The 14848-nt window shown below is 68.8% G+C and carries 14 protein-coding genes; 8 read left to right on the top strand and 6 right to left on the bottom strand.

Annotated features, from left to right (window positions below; translation table 11 throughout):
• Nucleotides 1-345, top strand: a complete 345-nt coding sequence (locus M2421_RS12805) for a hypothetical protein (RefSeq protein ID WP_259207235.1) — start codon at nucleotides 1-3, stop codon at nucleotides 343-345.
• Nucleotides 346-384: 39 nt separating this feature from the next.
• Here M2421_RS12805 and M2421_RS12800 read toward each other — a convergent pair whose 3' ends face one another.
• Nucleotides 385-999, bottom strand: a complete 615-nt coding sequence (locus tag M2421_RS12800; protein ID WP_259207234.1) for a hypothetical protein — start codon at nucleotides 997-999, stop codon at nucleotides 385-387.
• Between the two features lie 307 nt (nucleotides 1000-1306).
• On the opposite strand from M2421_RS12800, the gene M2421_RS12795 reads away from it, so the two are divergent.
• Complete coding sequence (locus M2421_RS12795) at nucleotides 1307-2227, top strand: oxygenase MpaB family protein (RefSeq protein ID WP_259207233.1); 921 nt, start codon at nucleotides 1307-1309, stop codon at nucleotides 2225-2227.
• Between the two features lie 493 nt (nucleotides 2228-2720).
• On the opposite strand, the gene M2421_RS12790 is transcribed toward M2421_RS12795, so the two are convergent.
• Nucleotides 2721-4841, bottom strand: a complete 2121-nt coding sequence (locus M2421_RS12790; RefSeq protein ID WP_259207232.1) for a M13 family metallopeptidase — start codon at nucleotides 4839-4841, stop codon at nucleotides 2721-2723.
• A gap of 285 nt (nucleotides 4842-5126) precedes the next feature.
• Here M2421_RS12790 and M2421_RS12785 point away from each other — a divergent pair, with 285 nt between their 5' ends.
• Entirely contained in the window at nucleotides 5127-8078 is a 2952-nt protein-coding gene (locus M2421_RS12785; protein ID WP_259207231.1) for an EAL domain-containing protein, read from the top strand.
• Nucleotides 8079-8100: 22 nt separating this feature from the next.
• Here M2421_RS12785 and M2421_RS12780 read toward each other — a convergent pair whose 3' ends face one another.
• The gene (locus M2421_RS12780) at nucleotides 8101-8982 is read right to left on the bottom strand and encodes a LysR family transcriptional regulator (protein WP_259207229.1); all 882 of its coding nucleotides are present in this window, start codon (nucleotides 8980-8982) and stop codon (nucleotides 8101-8103) included.
• Between the two features lie 96 nt (nucleotides 8983-9078).
• Here M2421_RS12780 and M2421_RS12775 point away from each other — a divergent pair, with 96 nt between their 5' ends.
• From M2421_RS12775 to M2421_RS12760, 4 genes are all read left to right on the top strand, one after another.
• Nucleotides 9079-9489: a DoxX family protein gene (locus tag M2421_RS12775; protein WP_259207227.1), complete on the top strand. Its 411-nt coding sequence runs from the start codon at nucleotides 9079-9081 to the stop codon at nucleotides 9487-9489.
• Between the two features lie 36 nt (nucleotides 9490-9525).
• Nucleotides 9526-10320 carry a class III extradiol ring-cleavage dioxygenase gene (locus M2421_RS12770; protein WP_259207224.1) on the top strand — a complete coding sequence of 265 codons (795 nt, stop codon included), beginning with the start codon at nucleotides 9526-9528 and terminating at the stop codon, nucleotides 10318-10320.
• On the top strand, nucleotides 10317-10967 hold the full coding sequence (locus M2421_RS12765) for a dienelactone hydrolase family protein (RefSeq protein WP_259207222.1): 651 nt from the start codon (nucleotides 10317-10319) through the stop codon (nucleotides 10965-10967). Before M2421_RS12770 ends, M2421_RS12765 begins: the two co-directional genes overlap by 4 nt.
• 107 nt (nucleotides 10968-11074) lie before the next feature.
• Entirely contained in the window at nucleotides 11075-12718 is a 1644-nt protein-coding gene (locus M2421_RS12760; RefSeq protein WP_259207221.1) for a Na+/H+ antiporter, read from the top strand.
• 150 nt (nucleotides 12719-12868) lie between these two features.
• Here the strand turns inward: M2421_RS12760 and M2421_RS12755 are convergent, their stop codons facing one another.
• Nucleotides 12869-13120: a DUF3297 family protein gene (locus M2421_RS12755; RefSeq protein ID WP_259207218.1), complete on the bottom strand. Its 252-nt coding sequence runs from the start codon at nucleotides 13118-13120 to the stop codon at nucleotides 12869-12871.
• Nucleotides 13121-13258: 138 nt separating this feature from the next.
• On the opposite strand from M2421_RS12755, the gene M2421_RS12750 reads away from it, so the two are divergent.
• Nucleotides 13259-13801: a hypothetical protein gene (locus M2421_RS12750; RefSeq protein WP_259207215.1), complete on the top strand. Its 543-nt coding sequence runs from the start codon at nucleotides 13259-13261 to the stop codon at nucleotides 13799-13801.
• 139 nt (nucleotides 13802-13940) lie between these two features.
• Here M2421_RS12750 and M2421_RS12745 read toward each other — a convergent pair whose 3' ends face one another.
• Together M2421_RS12745 and M2421_RS12740 are read right to left on the bottom strand one after the other, a co-directional pair.
• A complete protein-coding gene (locus M2421_RS12745; RefSeq protein ID WP_259207213.1) occupies nucleotides 13941-14216 on the bottom strand; it encodes a DUF4031 domain-containing protein in 276 nt (91 codons plus the stop codon).
• 14 nt (nucleotides 14217-14230) lie between these two features.
• Nucleotides 14231-14740 (bottom strand): hypothetical protein, encoded by a 510-nt coding sequence (locus M2421_RS12740; RefSeq protein ID WP_259207211.1) that lies wholly within the window; start codon nucleotides 14738-14740, stop codon nucleotides 14231-14233.
• Nucleotides 14741-14848 lie beyond the last annotated feature (108 nt).

Genomic DNA, 14848 nt, shown 5'->3' with positions numbered 1-14848 from the left:
ATGCGCCACCTCCCGATCCTGTGCGTCATGCTGCTGGCCCTGGCCGGTTGCGAGCAGTCCAGCAATACCTCGGTCACCCGCGTGCGCGCCAATGGCGTGGACACGCTGTACAGCACCTCCACGGTGGTGGACGGGGTGGCGCAGTTCGGCTGCATCGCCAGCAGCAGCGGCCAGTGCCACTACCTGGTGCTGGCACCGGGCTGCAAGGCCGATGCGGCCTGCGCACAGCCGCCCGTACGGCGCCTGTCGGTAGCGGTGGGCAAGACCGAACGGGTGCCGGACCTGCCCAAGGGCTTCGGCCAATGCGTGAGCGAGCAGCCCAAAGAACAATGCCACCGTGAGTGATCACGGTGGCATTGTGGCTCCCCCCGCTTTCCGGGATGGTCAGAAGGCTGGTTGCAGGTGCAGGTCGCCGCGGCTGTCCTGATCGCCGACGTGGTTGAGCTGGCCGACCAGTTCGGAGTGCTGCTTCATGCGGCCGATCTCGCGCATGATGCGGATGTCCTCATGGCGCAGCTCGCGACGGGCGGTGACGGCCTGCTTGTAGTCGAGCACTTCGGGGTAATGCTGGGCCATGTCCAGCGCCTCGGCGACGCACTCCACGCTGTCAGCGTCGGAGGTGATCCGGGCACGGCTGTTGAAGGCCTTCATCCAGCGCTCGAAGCCGGCGGTATGGTCGAACATGTTGGCCATGAACCAGATCACGAACAGGATCGAGATCCACGAGCCGAACACGATGACCACGCGGGTGAAGGTGATATGGAAGTCGTCTTTCCAGAGGTAGTTGCTGATCAGCCCGAGGATCAGCAGGGACGACGCCTGCCAGCCCACGATCGAGGCCATCAGCCATTGGCCCTTGGCCTTGGCCAGCACATCCACTTCCTCGCGGATCTGCTGCTCGCTCTTGTTACGCCAATGCGCGACCTGTTTTTCGAACGGACTCCCGTAGAGCTCGTTGTCCTGCAACAGCAAACCCAAACCCTTGAACAAAGCGATCATGACGTGCTCCTTCTGGAACGTGCGACAGCGCATTGGACGAACTTGAGGCGGATTCAGTTCTAGCACTTCCAGCGGGCCGTGCAATGGGGGCGGTGCGAAGCCGCCGCGCCCGGTTTTCTGAATGGGCGGGCGGTGCTGCAGCGCGTCATTGCGCCTGCGGCCTGCGACAAGATGTCGCAGGAAAAAACATGCTGCGGCCGCACATGAAACCGGCGCTGAGCACGCAGGCTCGCTGGCGACCCCGGGATCGGCCAGAATCGTGGCCGACCGCGCAGGCTGCGGTCGTTTCCCACCGATTGGACCCCCTGTGAGGCCGCCGTTGCTGCACCGTCTTTCCCGCCCGATCACCGCGCCGATCCGGCGCTGGGTCCTGGGCGCCTTCCCGCGTGGCCAGAGTGGTATCGATTACGACCAGCCGCTGGGCGATCCCGGCTGGTTCGGCCCGCACAGCGCAACCTGGCGGGTGCACTCGGAGTTTCCGGGGATGCTGGCCGGTGGCCTGTGTGCGTTGATGCTGCAGACCCTGCATCCGCTGGCACTGGCCGGGGTGTACGACCATTCCAACTTCCGCGAGGACCTGGTCGGGCGGCTGCGCCGGACCACGGCATTCGTGGCCGGCACCAGCTATGCGCCGACCGGCGAAGTGGAGGCACTGGTGGCCAAGGTCAGGCGTATTCATGCGCGGGTACGCGGTCAATTGCCCGATGGGCGCGTGTACGCGGCCAATGATCCGGCACTGCTGACGTGGGTGCATGTCACCGAGGCCTATGGCTTCCTGCAGGGCTGCCGGCGCTATTGCCGCGACGTCCCGGTGGCGGTCGCGGACCAGTACTACGGCGAGTACAAGCGGGTGGCCGAGGCGCTGGGCGCCACGGAGGTGCCGGCCACCGAAGCGGAGGTGGACGCCTACTTTGCCCGGCAGCTGCCGCAGTTGAGCTTCGATGCGCGCTCGCGCGAGGTGTTGGGGGTGTTGTCGGGCATCCGCCTGCCGGTGCCGATGGCGGGGTTGTCGCGCGAGCTGTTCCTGGGGGCGGGGGCAGCCCTGGTCCCGGACTGGGCCGCGGCGATGCTCGAGCGCACGCCCCTGCAACGCGCGCAGGCACGCACATCCGCCCACGTGCTGCGCGCGATGGCGCCGTTGTTCCGGCGCGCACTGCGCGACGGCCTGGCCACGCGCGCGTGCACGCGGATGGGCGTGCCGGTGAGCGTGTTGGGCGAGTGGGGGTGATGCATAAAAGCCTTCTGCCCTGCCCACCAGGGGCAGGGCGGGGGGCTCGCGGGGCACGCCGAAAATCCCGCTCCGCGGCCCGGCCCAGGCGCTGGGCTGGGCGTCAGTCGCATGAAGAACACATAGCGAAGAAGCACAACGCGAAGAAGTGGAGAGGCGCAGTTTGAGACTCACAGTCCAATGCAGGGCTGCGTGGTGATAACGCATCGGCTGTTTCGTTGCGCACCGGCACACTGTCAAAGGGTGGGTACGGGTGGGAGTGCGGGACCGTCATGCGCCATGGATGGCGCATGTCGAGCCCCCAGGGATGGGTCCACGGCGTGTCCCGCACTCCCACCCGTACCCGCCCCAGCCAGCAAAGCCCGGCACTCGCCGCTGTTGCTGTTGGTGTCGCTGTGGCTTCTGCGCTTCACTGCAGAAACCCGCAGCAGCAAAAAAAACGAGCGCCGAAGCGCCCGTTTTTCTGCATCTCATCGCAACGCGATAAAACCCCTCACCACACCTTGACCCGCTTGTCCGGCGCCAGATACAGCTTCTGGCCTTCCTTCACCTCGAACGCCGGGTACCACGCGTCCAGGTTGCGAACTGTCAGCGCGCGGAACTGGCCCGGCGCATGCACGTTGGTCAGCAGCGAATTGCGCAGCGCCTGCTCGCGCGCCTTGCTGCGCCACGCCTGCGCGAAGCCCAGGAAGAAGCGCTGGTCCGGCGTGAAGCCCTCCAGCGTCTGCCCCGGCTTGCCCTGCAGCGACAACTGGTAGGCATCGTAGGCCGTCGCCAGGCCCGCCACGTCGGCGATGTTCTCACCCAGCGTCAGCCGCCCATTCACCGACACCCCCGGGAACGGCTGGTAGCTGCTGAACTGCGCGGCCAGCGCATCGCCGGCGGCGTTGAACTTCTTCAGATCGTCCGCCGTCCACCAGTTGTGCAGCTTGCCCGTCTCATCGAACAGCGCACCGGCATTATCGAACCCATGGCTGATCTCATGGCCGATCACCGCACCGATCGCACCGTAGTTGACCGCATCGTCGGCCGCACCATCGAAGAACGGCGGCTGCAGGATCGCGGCCGGGAACACCAGGCGGTTCTCCAGCGGCACGTTCATCGCGTTGATCGTCTGCGGCAGCATCGCCCACTCGCTGTGGTCCACCGGCTGGCCGAGCTTGGCGATGTTGCGCTGGTACTCGAACTGCTCGGCGCGCGCCGCGTTGCCCAGCGCATCGTCGCGCTTGATCTCAAGGCCCGTGTAGTCGCGCCACTTGTCCGGGTAGCCCATGCCCACCGTCAGCCCGGCGACCTTGGCCTTGGCATGCGCCTTGGTCTGCGGCGACATCCAGTCCAGCGCATCGATGCGCTTGGCGAAGGCGGCGATGATGTTCTTGGCCATCTCATCGGCGCGGGCCTTGGTGGCCGGGTCGAAGTGGCGCTCCACGTACAGCTTGCCGATCGCCTCGCCCACCGCGTGGTTGCTGTCATCCACCGCACGCTTCCAGCGCTCGCTCTGCTGCGGCGTGCCGTTGAGGGTGGTGCCGTGGAAGGCGAAGCGCGCGTCGGCGAACGCCTTGGGCAGGTACGGCGCAGCGCGGTCCAGCGCGTGGAAGGCCAGGTAGTCCTTCCACACTTCCAGCGGCTCGGTCGCCACCAGGCGCGAGATCCCGGCCACCGCCTTGGGCTGCCACACGATGAAGTCCTGCTGCTCGCCCAGCTTGGCCCCGGCCAGGAAGGCGGCCCAGTCCATGCCCGGCGCCTTCGCGCTCAGGTCGGCCTGCTTCCACGCGTTGGCGCCCTTGGCCACATCGTTGGTTTCTTCCTGGGTGGCATGCGCCTGCGCGATCTTGGTCTCCAGGGCCAGGATGCGCTGCGCCTTGGCCGCCGGATCGGCCACCCCGGCCAGCTGCAGCACCTGCGCGATGTAGGCCTGGTACTGCTTGCGCAGCTCGGCCATGCGCCCGCCCTGCAGGTAGAAGTCACGGTCCGGCAGGCCCAGGCCGCCCTGCACCAGGTACGGCGCGTTGCGGTCCGGCTGCAGCAGGTCCACCGACACCCACACCCCGAACAGGCGGTCGGTGTAGAAGTTGGTCGCATTCAGCAGATCCACGTCGGCGCGCAGGGTGCCGCCCAGGGTGGTCGCCAGCGCGGCCTTGTCGGCAATACCGCCGATCGCGTCCAGCTCCGGCTTGACCGCCGCCACGCCGCGCGACTCGATCCCGGCCTCGTCCATGAAGGCGGCGTAGTAATCGCCGATCAGCTTGGCCTCGCCGGTAGCCTTGGTATCGGCCGCGGCGCCTTCCAGGATGGCGCGCGTATCGGCCAGGGTCTTCTCGGAAATGACGTTGAAGCTGCCATAGCTGGAACGGTCGGCCGGAATCTCGGTGTTCTTCACCCAGGTGCCGTTGGCGAAGCCGAAGAAGTCGTCACCGGCGGCGACGCTGCGGTCCATCCCGGCGGCATCGAAGCCGAAGCTGCCCAGCTGCGGCTTGGGCGCGGCCGGGGCGGCGGCGGCCTTGTCCGGGGTGGTCGCCGCCGGGGCGGCCGGCTCGCGGTCGCAGGCGCTCAGGCCCAGCGACAGGCTGGCGGCAATGGCAAGCATCAGGGTGGGGCGGCGCAGCTTGGACATGGACTTCTCAGGCAACGGGAAAACCCCAAGTCTAATCCTCCCCGCCGGGCTTGTTACCCCCGCCACCGCGGGCCAGGCCCGCAACCGCCCGATCCGGCAACGCCGGCCCTTCCCGTGCCGCGCGCGCTGGTGCATGCTGGCCGCACAGGATTCCGCCCCGGCCGGCCAACCGTATGTTTGTTGCCGCCAGGACATCAAGAATCCCAGGCTTCGGCCGCTCAGGTTTGGGGAAACCAGGAAGCGTTTACGCATGAAGTCAGCCCATTGCAGCGGGAGAGGTCGTCGATGCCCGCGTTGAAGCACGCATTGGCGCGGCCGCTGCGTACGCTCGTGTGGCTGGGCGCCAGCCTGGGCGTACTGCTGGCGATCGGCCTGGCGATGATGCTGGCCAGCGATTACCAGCGCCGCCAGGAAGCCGCGCAGCGCCAGAGCTCGGCGCTGGCCGCCGGCTCGCAGCGCCTGTTGCGGCTGGAGCTGCGCAACCTGGAACGGGCCATGCTGGGCATTGCCGAGGACGGCGCGCTGCTGTTCGAGCGCGTCCCCGGCCAGGCCCCGGACCTGCTCGACGACGCGATCAGCGGCGTGCTGCAGCGCCATGCCGAGCTGGACAGCATCGTGGTGGTGGACCAGTACGGGCGCGCACTGACCAGTGGCAGCGGCGATCTTTACCTGCCGCTGTGGGCGGTCGATGCCAACCGCGGCATCGAGAGCCGGCTGTACCTGGGGCCGCCGCAGCAGCGCAACGCGCAGCGCTGGGTGCTGCCGCTGGCGCTGCGCATGGGCGATGACCGCTGGCTGCTGAGCCGGCTGCATACCAGCGAACTGCAGTCGATCATCGGCGGCCTGGACACCGGGCAGCACGGGGTCATCTCGATCACCGATTCGCAGGGGTATGTGCTGGCGCGCAGCCCGGACACCGTCGGGCTCACCGGCCAACGCTTCCACCTCGGCAGGCGCGACATGCTGCGCCGCGACGCGGTGACCCCGCTGGGCATCGAAACCAGCACCATCGACAACGTCGAGCGCATTTCCACCCTGACCACGCTGGGCCAGTATCCGATCGCGGTGTATGCCGGGCTGGGCCGCGAAGACGTGCTGGCGCCGTGGTGGCCCTACCTGCACGCCTCCGTCGTGCTGTACCTGCTGTACTGGGGCGTGTTCGCGCTGGTGTACGTCAGCCTGCGCCGCGCCACCCGCAGCCAGGATGCGCTGACCGAGGAGCTGCGCACCCACCACGCCGAACTGCTGATGGCCCACCAGGTGGGCAAGGTCTGCACCTGGTACGTGGACGAGGATGCCTCGCTGCTGCGCTGGTCGTCCCTGGCGCGCGAGATCTTCGGCATCGACATCGAAAGCCTGCCGGTGGCCGCGTTCTTCGCCCGGGTGCATCGCGAGGATGCCGAGCGCATGCAGCTGGCCTTCGACAATGCCTTCGCCGGCAACGGCGTGCTGGATGAAATGTTCCGCGTGGTCCTTCCCGGCGGTGCGGTGCGCTGGGTCTCGGCACGCGGCCAGCGGGTAGCGGTGGTGGACCGCCAGCGGCGCATGATCGGCGCGCTCACCGACGTCAGCGAGCGCGTCCAGGCCCTGGCCCGGGTGCAGCAGGCCGAGCGCCAGTTCCGCCTGCTGTTCGACCGCAACCCGGCGCCGTTCTGGGTGTTCGACCCGGACACGCTGCGCTTCATGGAGGTCAACGAGGCCGCGGTGCAGCAGTACGGCTACAGCCGCGATGAGTTCCTCTCGATGAGCATCCTCGACATCCGCCCGCGCGAAGGCTGGGACGAGATCCGCGGGGCGATCTCGCGGGCCACGCTGGGCGATCCGCAGGATGCGCAGGTGCGCATGCACCGGCGCAAGGACGGCACCCTGTTCGAAGTGCGCGCGCACCTGTCACGGCTGGATTTCGACGGGCGCCAGGCCTGCCTGGTGCTGGCCGAGGACATCAGCGACCGGCTCGCCTACGAGCGCGACCTGGCCTACCACGCCACCCACAACCCGGCCACCGGCCTGCTCAACACGCGCGCGCTGGCCGCGCAGCTGGACGAGGAGGGCGGCAGTTACACCATCGCCTACGTGCAGTTCCGCGGGCTGCAGCTGGTGGCCGATACGCTCGGCCGTGAAGTGGGCGAGGTGGTGCTGCAGGCGATGGCCAAGCGCCTGGGCGGGCTCGGCACGCGCTATGGCCTGCTCGCGTTCCAGCCGGCGGAGGATTTCATCTTCGCCATCCGCGACGACCACGAGCGCCAGACCGCGCTGGATACGCTGGTGCAGACCGTGTCCGAGCCGGTGCGCGGGCAGGACTGGCTGCACCAGTTCGAGCCGAGGATCGGCGTGGCGGTGAAGTTCGATGGCGACAACGTGCCGGCCGAACAGGTGATCGGCATGGCCGCGCAGGCCGCGCATGCCGCGCGCGACGAAGGCAGCGTGATCGCCTGGTTCGACAACACGGTCACCTCGCGCCTGGCCGAGCGGCTGCGCCTGGCCGGGCGCATCCACAGTGCGATCGACAGCGAATTCGAGCTGTACTTCCAGCCGATCTGCCATGCCAGCGATGGCACGCCGGCGGCGCTGGAGGCCTTGCTGCGCTGGCCGCAGGCCGATGGCAGCTTCATTCCGCCGGGCGAGTTCATCCAGTTGTGCGAGGACACCGGGCTGATCCTGGCGCTGGGCCGCTGGGTGATCCGGGCGGCGGCGCAGGCGCAGCGGCAACTGGCCGATGCCGGCTGGGCGCTGCCGATCGCGGTCAACGTGTCGGCCGTGCAGTTCTTCAACAGCGACCTGGTGGCCGAGTTCGCCCGTGCCAGCCAGGAATTCGGGCTGGAACGCGGCGCGCTGCACGTGGAGCTCACCGAGAGCAGCCTGATGCGCAAGCCGGCCCAGGCCAAGCAGACCATGCAGCGCCTGCACGAGCAGGGCGTGTGCATTTCGCTGGATGATTTCGGCACCGGCTACTCGAACATGTCCTACCTGCAGCACCTGCCGCTGGACATCCTGAAGATCGATCGCTGCTTCGTGGCCGACGTGGAAACCAACCCGCGCAATGCCTCGATCTGCCGCGCCCTGCTGTCGTTGGGCCACAGCATGGGCCTGACCGTGATCGCCGAAGGCGTGGAAACGCCGGGCCAGCACCAGTGGCTGGCCGCGCACGGCTGCGACCAGGTGCAGGGCTACCTGCTGGGGCGGCCCGCGCCGCTGGCGAAGGTGATCGCGCGGCTGGAAACCGCCGACGCCACCTGAGGCCCGTCGCCGGCGGCCGCCGTCAGCCCAGCGCGTCCACCAGGTAGTCGATGAAGCTGCGCACCTTCGGCGCCAGGTGGCTGCGGCTGGTGTAGACGGCGAAGATGCCGATCGGGGCCACGTCCCAGTCCGGCAGCAGGCGTTCCAGCCGGCCCTCGGCCAGCGCGTCGCCGACCAGGAAATCCGGCTGCAGGATGATGCCCATGCCAGCCAGTGCCGCTTCGCGCAGTACGTCGCCGTTGTTGGCGCGCAGGCCGCCGTGCACGGCCACCGTGACCTCGCCGCCCGGACCGCGCAGCGGCCAGCCGTCGCCGCCACCCCAGTAGCTGTAGCCCAGGCATTCGTGCGCGGCCAGGTCTTCCGGGCGCTGCGGCCGGCCGTGCAGGTCCAGGTAGGCCGGCGCGGCGCACAGGGTGATGTGGGTGTCGGCCAGCTTGCGTGCGATCAGGGCGGGGTTGGGCTGGCGGGTGATCCGGATGGCCACGTCGTAACCTTCCTCCACCATGTCCACCAGCCGGTCGGACAGCGACACCTCCAGCGTCACCTGCGGGTAGCGCGCCCGGTAGCCGGCCAGCAGCGGGCCAAGCCGGGCGATGCCGTAGCTGACCGGCGCATTGACTCGCAGCACGCCGGAGGGCTCCAGGGCCTGGGCGCCGATGCTGGCCTCCAGCGCATCGAACTGGGCCAGCAACTGCACGCACTGCGCGTAATAGGCCGCGCCGGTACTGGTCGGGCTGACCCGACGCGTGGTGCGGTTGAGCAGGCGCGTGGACAGGCGCTTTTCCAGCGCGGCGATCTGCCGGGTCACCCCCGCCGTGGACATGTCCAGGGCCTGCGCGGCGGCGCTGAAGCCGTTGCGCTCGACCACGGCCACGAAAACCCGCATCGCCTCGAGAGTGTCCATTATTTCGAATCCGGTAATAAACAGCGTCGGGTGATCGTATTTATCGCCACGGCAGCGCGCAATAAGCTGATCCCATCCTAGTCCGCGAGGTGTTCCATGCAAACGACCCCCGTCCCTGCGCCCGCGCTTGCCGCGTTCGGTCCGACCCTGCTGCGTTGGGGCCTGGGCACGCTGTTCCTGGTCCACGGCCTGACCAAGCTGCTGGTATTCACCCCGGCCGGCACGGCGGCCTATTTCCAGTCGCTGGGCCTGCCCGCTGCGCTTGGTTACCTGACCATCGCGCTGGAACTGAGCCTGGCCGCGGCCCTGCTGCTCGGCATCTACGCGCGCTGGGTCGGTCTGGTGGGCGTGCCGTTGTTGCTGGGCACCATCGTCAGCGTGCACGGCGCCCATGGCTTCAGCTTCGCCAATGCCGGCGGCGGTTGGGAATACCCCGCGTTCTGGGCGCTCGCGCTGCTGGTGCTGTTCTGTATCGGCGATGGCAAGTGGACGCTTGCCTCGCGCTGAGCGCCGCCTTTTCGATGCCCCCTCCTGGAGCCTGTGATGTCCCGTCTGCCTTCGTTGTACATCTCCCATGGATCGCCGATGACCGCGCTCAACCCGGGCCTGGTCGGTGAACGCCTGGCGGCGCTGGCGGCGCAGTTGCCGCGCCCGCGCGCCATCGTGATGGCGTCGGCGCACTGGCTCACCCACCAGCCGGCCGTGGGTGGCCACCCGCGGCCGCCCACCATCCACGACTTCGGCGGTTTCCCGCAGGCGCTGTTCGACCTGCAGTACCCGGCGCCGGGTGAGCCGGCCCTGGCCGCTGACATCGCCGCGCGCCTGGACGCTGCCGGGCTGCGCAGCGCCATCGACGCGCGGCGTGGCCTGGACCACGGCGCGTGGGTGCCGCTGCGCTTCCTGTACCCGCAGGCCGACATCCCGGTGGTGCCGCTGGCCATCCAGCCGCTGCTGGGGCCTGCCCACCAGTTCGCGCTGGGCCGTGCGCTGGCGCCGCTGCGCGAGCAGGGCGTGCTGCTGGTCGGCTCGGGCAGCATCACCCACAACCTGCACGACTGGGGCAGCTACCAGGATGGCAAGGACGCGCCCTACGTGCGGCCCTTCATCGACTGGGTGGAGCAGCGCCTGCAGGCCGACGACAGTGCCGCGTTGCTGGATTACCGGGCGCGCTCACCGCATGCGGTGCAGGCCCATCCCACCGACGAGCACCTGCAGCCGCTGCACTTTGCGATGGGCGCGGCCGGCGGCGACGCGCTGGGCGCGCAGCGCATCGACGCGGGCATCGACGCCGGGTTCCTGGCGATGGACATCTATCGCTTCGACGGCGCCGCGGCATGAGCGCGCTGCATGCCGTGGTGCGGCCGGCCACCGGCCCGGCGCAGGGGCTGGTGGTGCTGTTGCATGGCGTGGGCAGCAACGAGCGTTCGCTGCTCGGGCTTGCACAGGGGCCGGACCCGCGCCTGCAGGTGGCGCTGCCGCGCGCGCCGCTGGCGTTCGGGCCGGATGCGTTCGGCTGGTTCAGCGTGCGGTTCGGCGCGCAGGGGCCGGTGATCGATCCCGGCCAGGCCGAGGCCAGCCGGCAGTTGCTGATCGACTACGTGCGCCGGCTGCAGGCGCAACAGGGCGTGGATGCCGCGCACACGCTGGTGGCCGGTTTCAGCCAGGGCGGCATCATGAGTGCCGGCGTGGCCCTCACCGCACCGCGGGTGGCGCAGCGGTTTGCGGTCCTCTCCGGCCGCATCCTGCCCGAGATCGCCGCGCACATTCCGGCCGACATCGCCGCGCACGGCGTGCAGGGATTGATCCTGCATGGCGAACAGGACAGCAAGCTGCCGTTCGCGCTGGCCACCGCGGCATCGGCGCGGCTGCAGGCGCTGGGCGTGCAGCATGCATTGCACGGCTACCCGGCCGATCACACGCTGACCCCGGCGATGCAGGCCGATTTCCACGCCTGGAGCGCACGCCAGCTGCTGGCGGCGGCGTGATCCGGCGCGTTCCCGGCATTCGCGTGGGCGGGAGGGTGTGGTAGTTTTTTTGCAGTTTCCGGCGCCGGCTGCCTGCAGCCTCCCCTCGCGCCGCCACTGGAAAATGCATGCATACCATTGAAGTCGTACTGGCGATGCTGGTGGCCGTGGTGGCCAGCGGCTACCTGGTCCGGGTGTTGCCCCTGTCCTTGCCGCTGCCGCTGGTGCAGATCGGGCTTGGCGCGGTGATTGCCGGGGTGTTCAACCGTGGCCACGCACTCGAGCCGGAGATGTTCTTCCTGCTGTTCCTGCCGCCGCTGCTGTTCCTCGATGGGTGGCGCATCCCCAAGCAAGGCCTGTTCCGCGACAAGGGCGTGATCCTGGAGCTGGCGTTCGGGCTGGTGGTGTTCACCGTGATCGGCGCCGGCTTCCTGATCCACTGGATGATTCCGGTGATGCCGCTGGCGGTGGCCTTCGCGCTGGCCGCGATCATCTCCCCGACCGACCCGGTCGCGGTGAGTTCGATCGCCTCGCGCGCCCCCATCCCCAAGCGGTTGATGCACATCCTGGAGGGCGAGTCGTTGTTGAACGATGCCTCCGGCCTGGTCTGCTTCCGCTTCGCGGTGGCGGCCGTGATGACCGGCAGTTTCTCGCTGGCCACCGCTTCGATGACCTTCCTGTGGGTAGCCCTGGCCGGCCTGGCGATCGGCGTGGCGGTCACCCTGGGCGTGTCCACCTTCCAGCGCTGGCTGTGGCGGCGCTTCGGCGAAGAGCCGGGCGCGGCGCTGCTGGTCAACCTGCTGATCCCGTTCGCGGCCTACCTGCTGGCCGAAGAAGCCAATGCCTCGGGCATCCTCTCGGCGGTGGCCGCCGGCATCACCATGAGCTACGTCGAACTGACCGGCCGCGTATCGGGCAGCATGCGCGTGCAGCGCGCGGCGGTGTGGGGGATGCTGCAGTTCAGCTTCAACGGCATCATGTTCGTGCTGCTCGGCGAACAGCTGCCGGGCATCGTCGACCGCGCGATCACCACCGTCAGCGAGAGCGGGCACCACAGTGCGTGGTGGCTGCTGGTGTACGTGGTCGTGATCAACCTGGCGCTGGTGCTGCTGCGCCTGGCCTGGGTGTGGCTGTCGCTGCGCTGGAGCGTGCTGCGCGCACGCCATCGCGGCGAGGTCCGGCAAGGCACCTCGTGGCGGATCGTGGTGGCCACCTCGGTGGCCGGCGTACGCGGCGCGATCACCCTGGCCGGCGTGCTCACGCTGCCGTTGTTCCTGCCCGATGGCAGCGCGTTCCCCGCACGCGACCTGGTGATCTTCCTGGCGGCGGCGGTGATCCTGTTCTCGCTGGTGGGGGCAAGCGTGGCCCTGCCGCGCCTGCTCAAGGGGCTGGAATTGCCGGCCGATTCGGGCGAACGCAAGGCCGAGGACCTGGCCCGGCGGCTGGCCTCCAAGGCGGCACTGGCCGGGGTGGAGCGCATGCGCCAGCAGCTGGTGCAGAACCAGACCACCGAGAACGTGCAGCTGTACAACGACGCCGCCTCGCGGGTGAGCCTGCTGTACCAGCGCAATCTTGAAAAGGACGATGGCCCGGATGCGGACCCGGAGAAGGTGCAGCGCATGGAACAGGGCTACCGCCAGCTGCGCGGGGCCGGGCTCACCGCCGAGCGCGAGGAGCTGTTCCGGCTGACCCGGCGCGGCACGATTTCCGATGAGGTCTCGCGCAAGCTGATCCGCAACCTGGACCTGCTGGAAACGCGCCAGCGCGATTGAGATCGCGCCCGCGTCCGCGCATGGACCGCGTACAGCCACCCCACGGGTGGCTGCGTTCCGGGCCGGGCATGCGCCGGGCATCCGGCATCGCGCCAGTCGCCCGGCATCGCGGCAGCCACCCATGGGGTGGCGCCACGCAGGGGCCTTGGATCAGGCGTCCGGCTTCTGGTCCAGGTAATACGCCACCACGGTGCCCTTGATCTTGATGGTCATCGGGTTGCCACGGCGGTCGCGGGCCTTGCCGGCCTGCACCCGGATCCAGCCCTCGCTGACCGAATACTCTTCGACGTTGTCGCGCTCGACCTCGTTGAAGCGGATGCCGACCCCGCGCTCCAGGGCGGCGGCGTCATGGAAGGGGCTGGTCGGGTTGATCGCCAGGTGGTCGGGAGGGGTATCGCTCATGGTCAGTCAGTTGTGATGGCCAACACGGCCATCTTCCAGGCGCACAGGATAAACCGCGGCGCGCCCGGCGCCGAATTTCGCTTCCTGACAACGCCGCTGCACGGCAGAATGCCCGCCTGCCTCAAGGAACTACCCGCCATGCCTGACAACAGCGACTATTTCGACTTCGAAGAAGACGAGCGCGATTTCGACGAAGACGATTTCGAGGCGCGGATCTGGAATCTGTTCGTGTTGATCAACCCCGGCGACGAAGAGCTGGGCCTGCAGCAGTTCAACCGCTGGCGCGAGGCGGTGCTGGAGGCGGGCGAGGAGATCGACGAGGACGCCGACTGGCTGCCGCCGCTGATGGCGGCGATCGCCTGGCAGTCCGGTTTCGAGGTGGATCGCGGCGATGCCGATGCCCTGATGTCGGCGGTCAACGAGCTGTCCGCGCGCTGGAACCTGCAGCTGGACTGGGGCGGCGACCTCGACGACGAGGACTTCGCGGCCCGCGTGGATGCGCCGGTGCTGATGGCGACCGCCTACGACCGCCTGCGCGAGCACAATTATTCGCTGTGGAGCGTGGACACCGGCAACGGTGGCCTGGCCGGGTGGATGGCGCTCAGCCGTGACGACGACGCCATGCTGGCGCTGTGCTCGCTGCTGGGCGTGGAAGTGCGGCCGGGCAGCGACCCGTTCTGAAGACGCCACCGGTAGCGCCGACCGTTGGTCGGCGGCTCCGGGCATCCGGCGGCCACGAGCCCTGACGGCAGGTGCCGGCCAGCGACCGGCACGCAGCGTGCGCTGACAGGTTGCTGAGGTTGCCGGCCAACGGCCGGCACTACGTTTGGTATTGCGTGCGCGCGTTGGCGATGACCGCTTTGACCAGCGCCCGATCGGTGTGGCGCGAAATGGCGTGCGCGCCCAGTGCGATCGCCTGCGCACGCAGCGGCGCGGGCACGTCGTAGTGGGCCCCACTGGGGCGGTTCTGGAACGCCCGCCGGGGAATCCCGAGCTGCGCCGCCATGGCGTGCAGCTCGGGCAGTGTGTCGGCCATCAGATGCGCCCAGCGCTCGCCGCGCCAGGGGTGGACCGCATCGTCGATATAGACCGTCACCGGGCGGCCATGGCTCAGGCCTGCGGCTTGTCGTCGCTGGCGGCCGGGGTGGCGTCGGCAGCGTCTTCGGCCTCGGCCGGCTCCACGACCTGCGCGTCTTCGGCGGTGGCATCGGCGTCGCCTTCGTCGCCGTCCTCACCTTCCACGCCCTCGAACTCGGACACCAGCTGGGCCAGGTATTCGTCGGCGGTCTTGCCTTCGTCGGCGGCCAGGTCATCGATCAGCTGCTGCAGCTGGGTCGAGTATTCCAGGTTGACCTTGCGGCCTTCCTTTTCCTGCACGTTGGACAGGTGCTTGAGCATGGCCAGCATCGGCACCGGGTTGTCGGCGTTGCCCATGGTCTGGCCGCCGATGGCCAGCAGCCATTCGGTGCCCTGCAGGCCGATCGCGGCCACGACCTGGCCCTCTTCGTTGGTCAGCACGGCATGGTTCTGCACCGGCTGCTGGGCGTTGAGGCGGTTGATCGGGCGCTTGGGCTGCAGCTTCTTGCGCTTGTCGCGCTTGGCCTTGGACTGCTTGGACATGGTGGCGTCTATCTACACAGGGAAAGACCGCCATTGTAATGGGGGTTGGCCATTGCCGTCGGTCCGGATGGCAATGGGGCGGTCGCGGCCAGGGTCGCCTCGACGAAG

This window comes from Stenotrophomonas sp. BIGb0135 (assembly GCF_024810105.1).
Lineage (GTDB): Bacteria > Pseudomonadota > Gammaproteobacteria > Xanthomonadales > Xanthomonadaceae > Stenotrophomonas > Stenotrophomonas maltophilia_AB.
Note: the sequence above shows the minus strand (reverse complement) of the source record. Positions and strands in the feature narration are given on the sequence as shown.

Coding starts and splice junctions, on each gene's coding strand:
- M2421_RS12805 (WP_259207235.1), top strand. CDS start 1: ATGCGCCACCTCCCGATCCTGTGCGTCATGCTGCTGGCCCTGGCCGGT.
- M2421_RS12800 (WP_259207234.1), bottom strand. CDS start 999: ATGATCGCTTTGTTCAAGGGTTTGGGTTTGCTGTTGCAGGACAACGAG.
- M2421_RS12790 (WP_259207232.1), bottom strand. CDS start 4,841: ATGTCCAAGCTGCGCCGCCCCACCCTGATGCTTGCCATTGCCGCCAGC.
- M2421_RS12785 (WP_259207231.1), top strand. CDS start 5,127: ATGCCCGCGTTGAAGCACGCATTGGCGCGGCCGCTGCGTACGCTCGTG.
- M2421_RS12780 (WP_259207229.1), bottom strand. CDS start 8,982: ATGGACACTCTCGAGGCGATGCGGGTTTTCGTGGCCGTGGTCGAGCGC.
- M2421_RS12775 (WP_259207227.1), top strand. CDS start 9,079: ATGCAAACGACCCCCGTCCCTGCGCCCGCGCTTGCCGCGTTCGGTCCG.
- M2421_RS12770 (WP_259207224.1), top strand. CDS start 9,526: ATGTCCCGTCTGCCTTCGTTGTACATCTCCCATGGATCGCCGATGACC.
- M2421_RS12765 (WP_259207222.1), top strand. CDS start 10,317: ATGAGCGCGCTGCATGCCGTGGTGCGGCCGGCCACCGGCCCGGCGCAG.
- M2421_RS12760 (WP_259207221.1), top strand. CDS start 11,075: ATGCATACCATTGAAGTCGTACTGGCGATGCTGGTGGCCGTGGTGGCC.
- M2421_RS12755 (WP_259207218.1), bottom strand. CDS start 13,120: ATGAGCGATACCCCTCCCGACCACCTGGCGATCAACCCGACCAGCCCC.
- M2421_RS12750 (WP_259207215.1), top strand. CDS start 13,259: ATGCCTGACAACAGCGACTATTTCGACTTCGAAGAAGACGAGCGCGAT.
- M2421_RS12740 (WP_259207211.1), bottom strand. CDS start 14,740: ATGTCCAAGCAGTCCAAGGCCAAGCGCGACAAGCGCAAGAAGCTGCAG.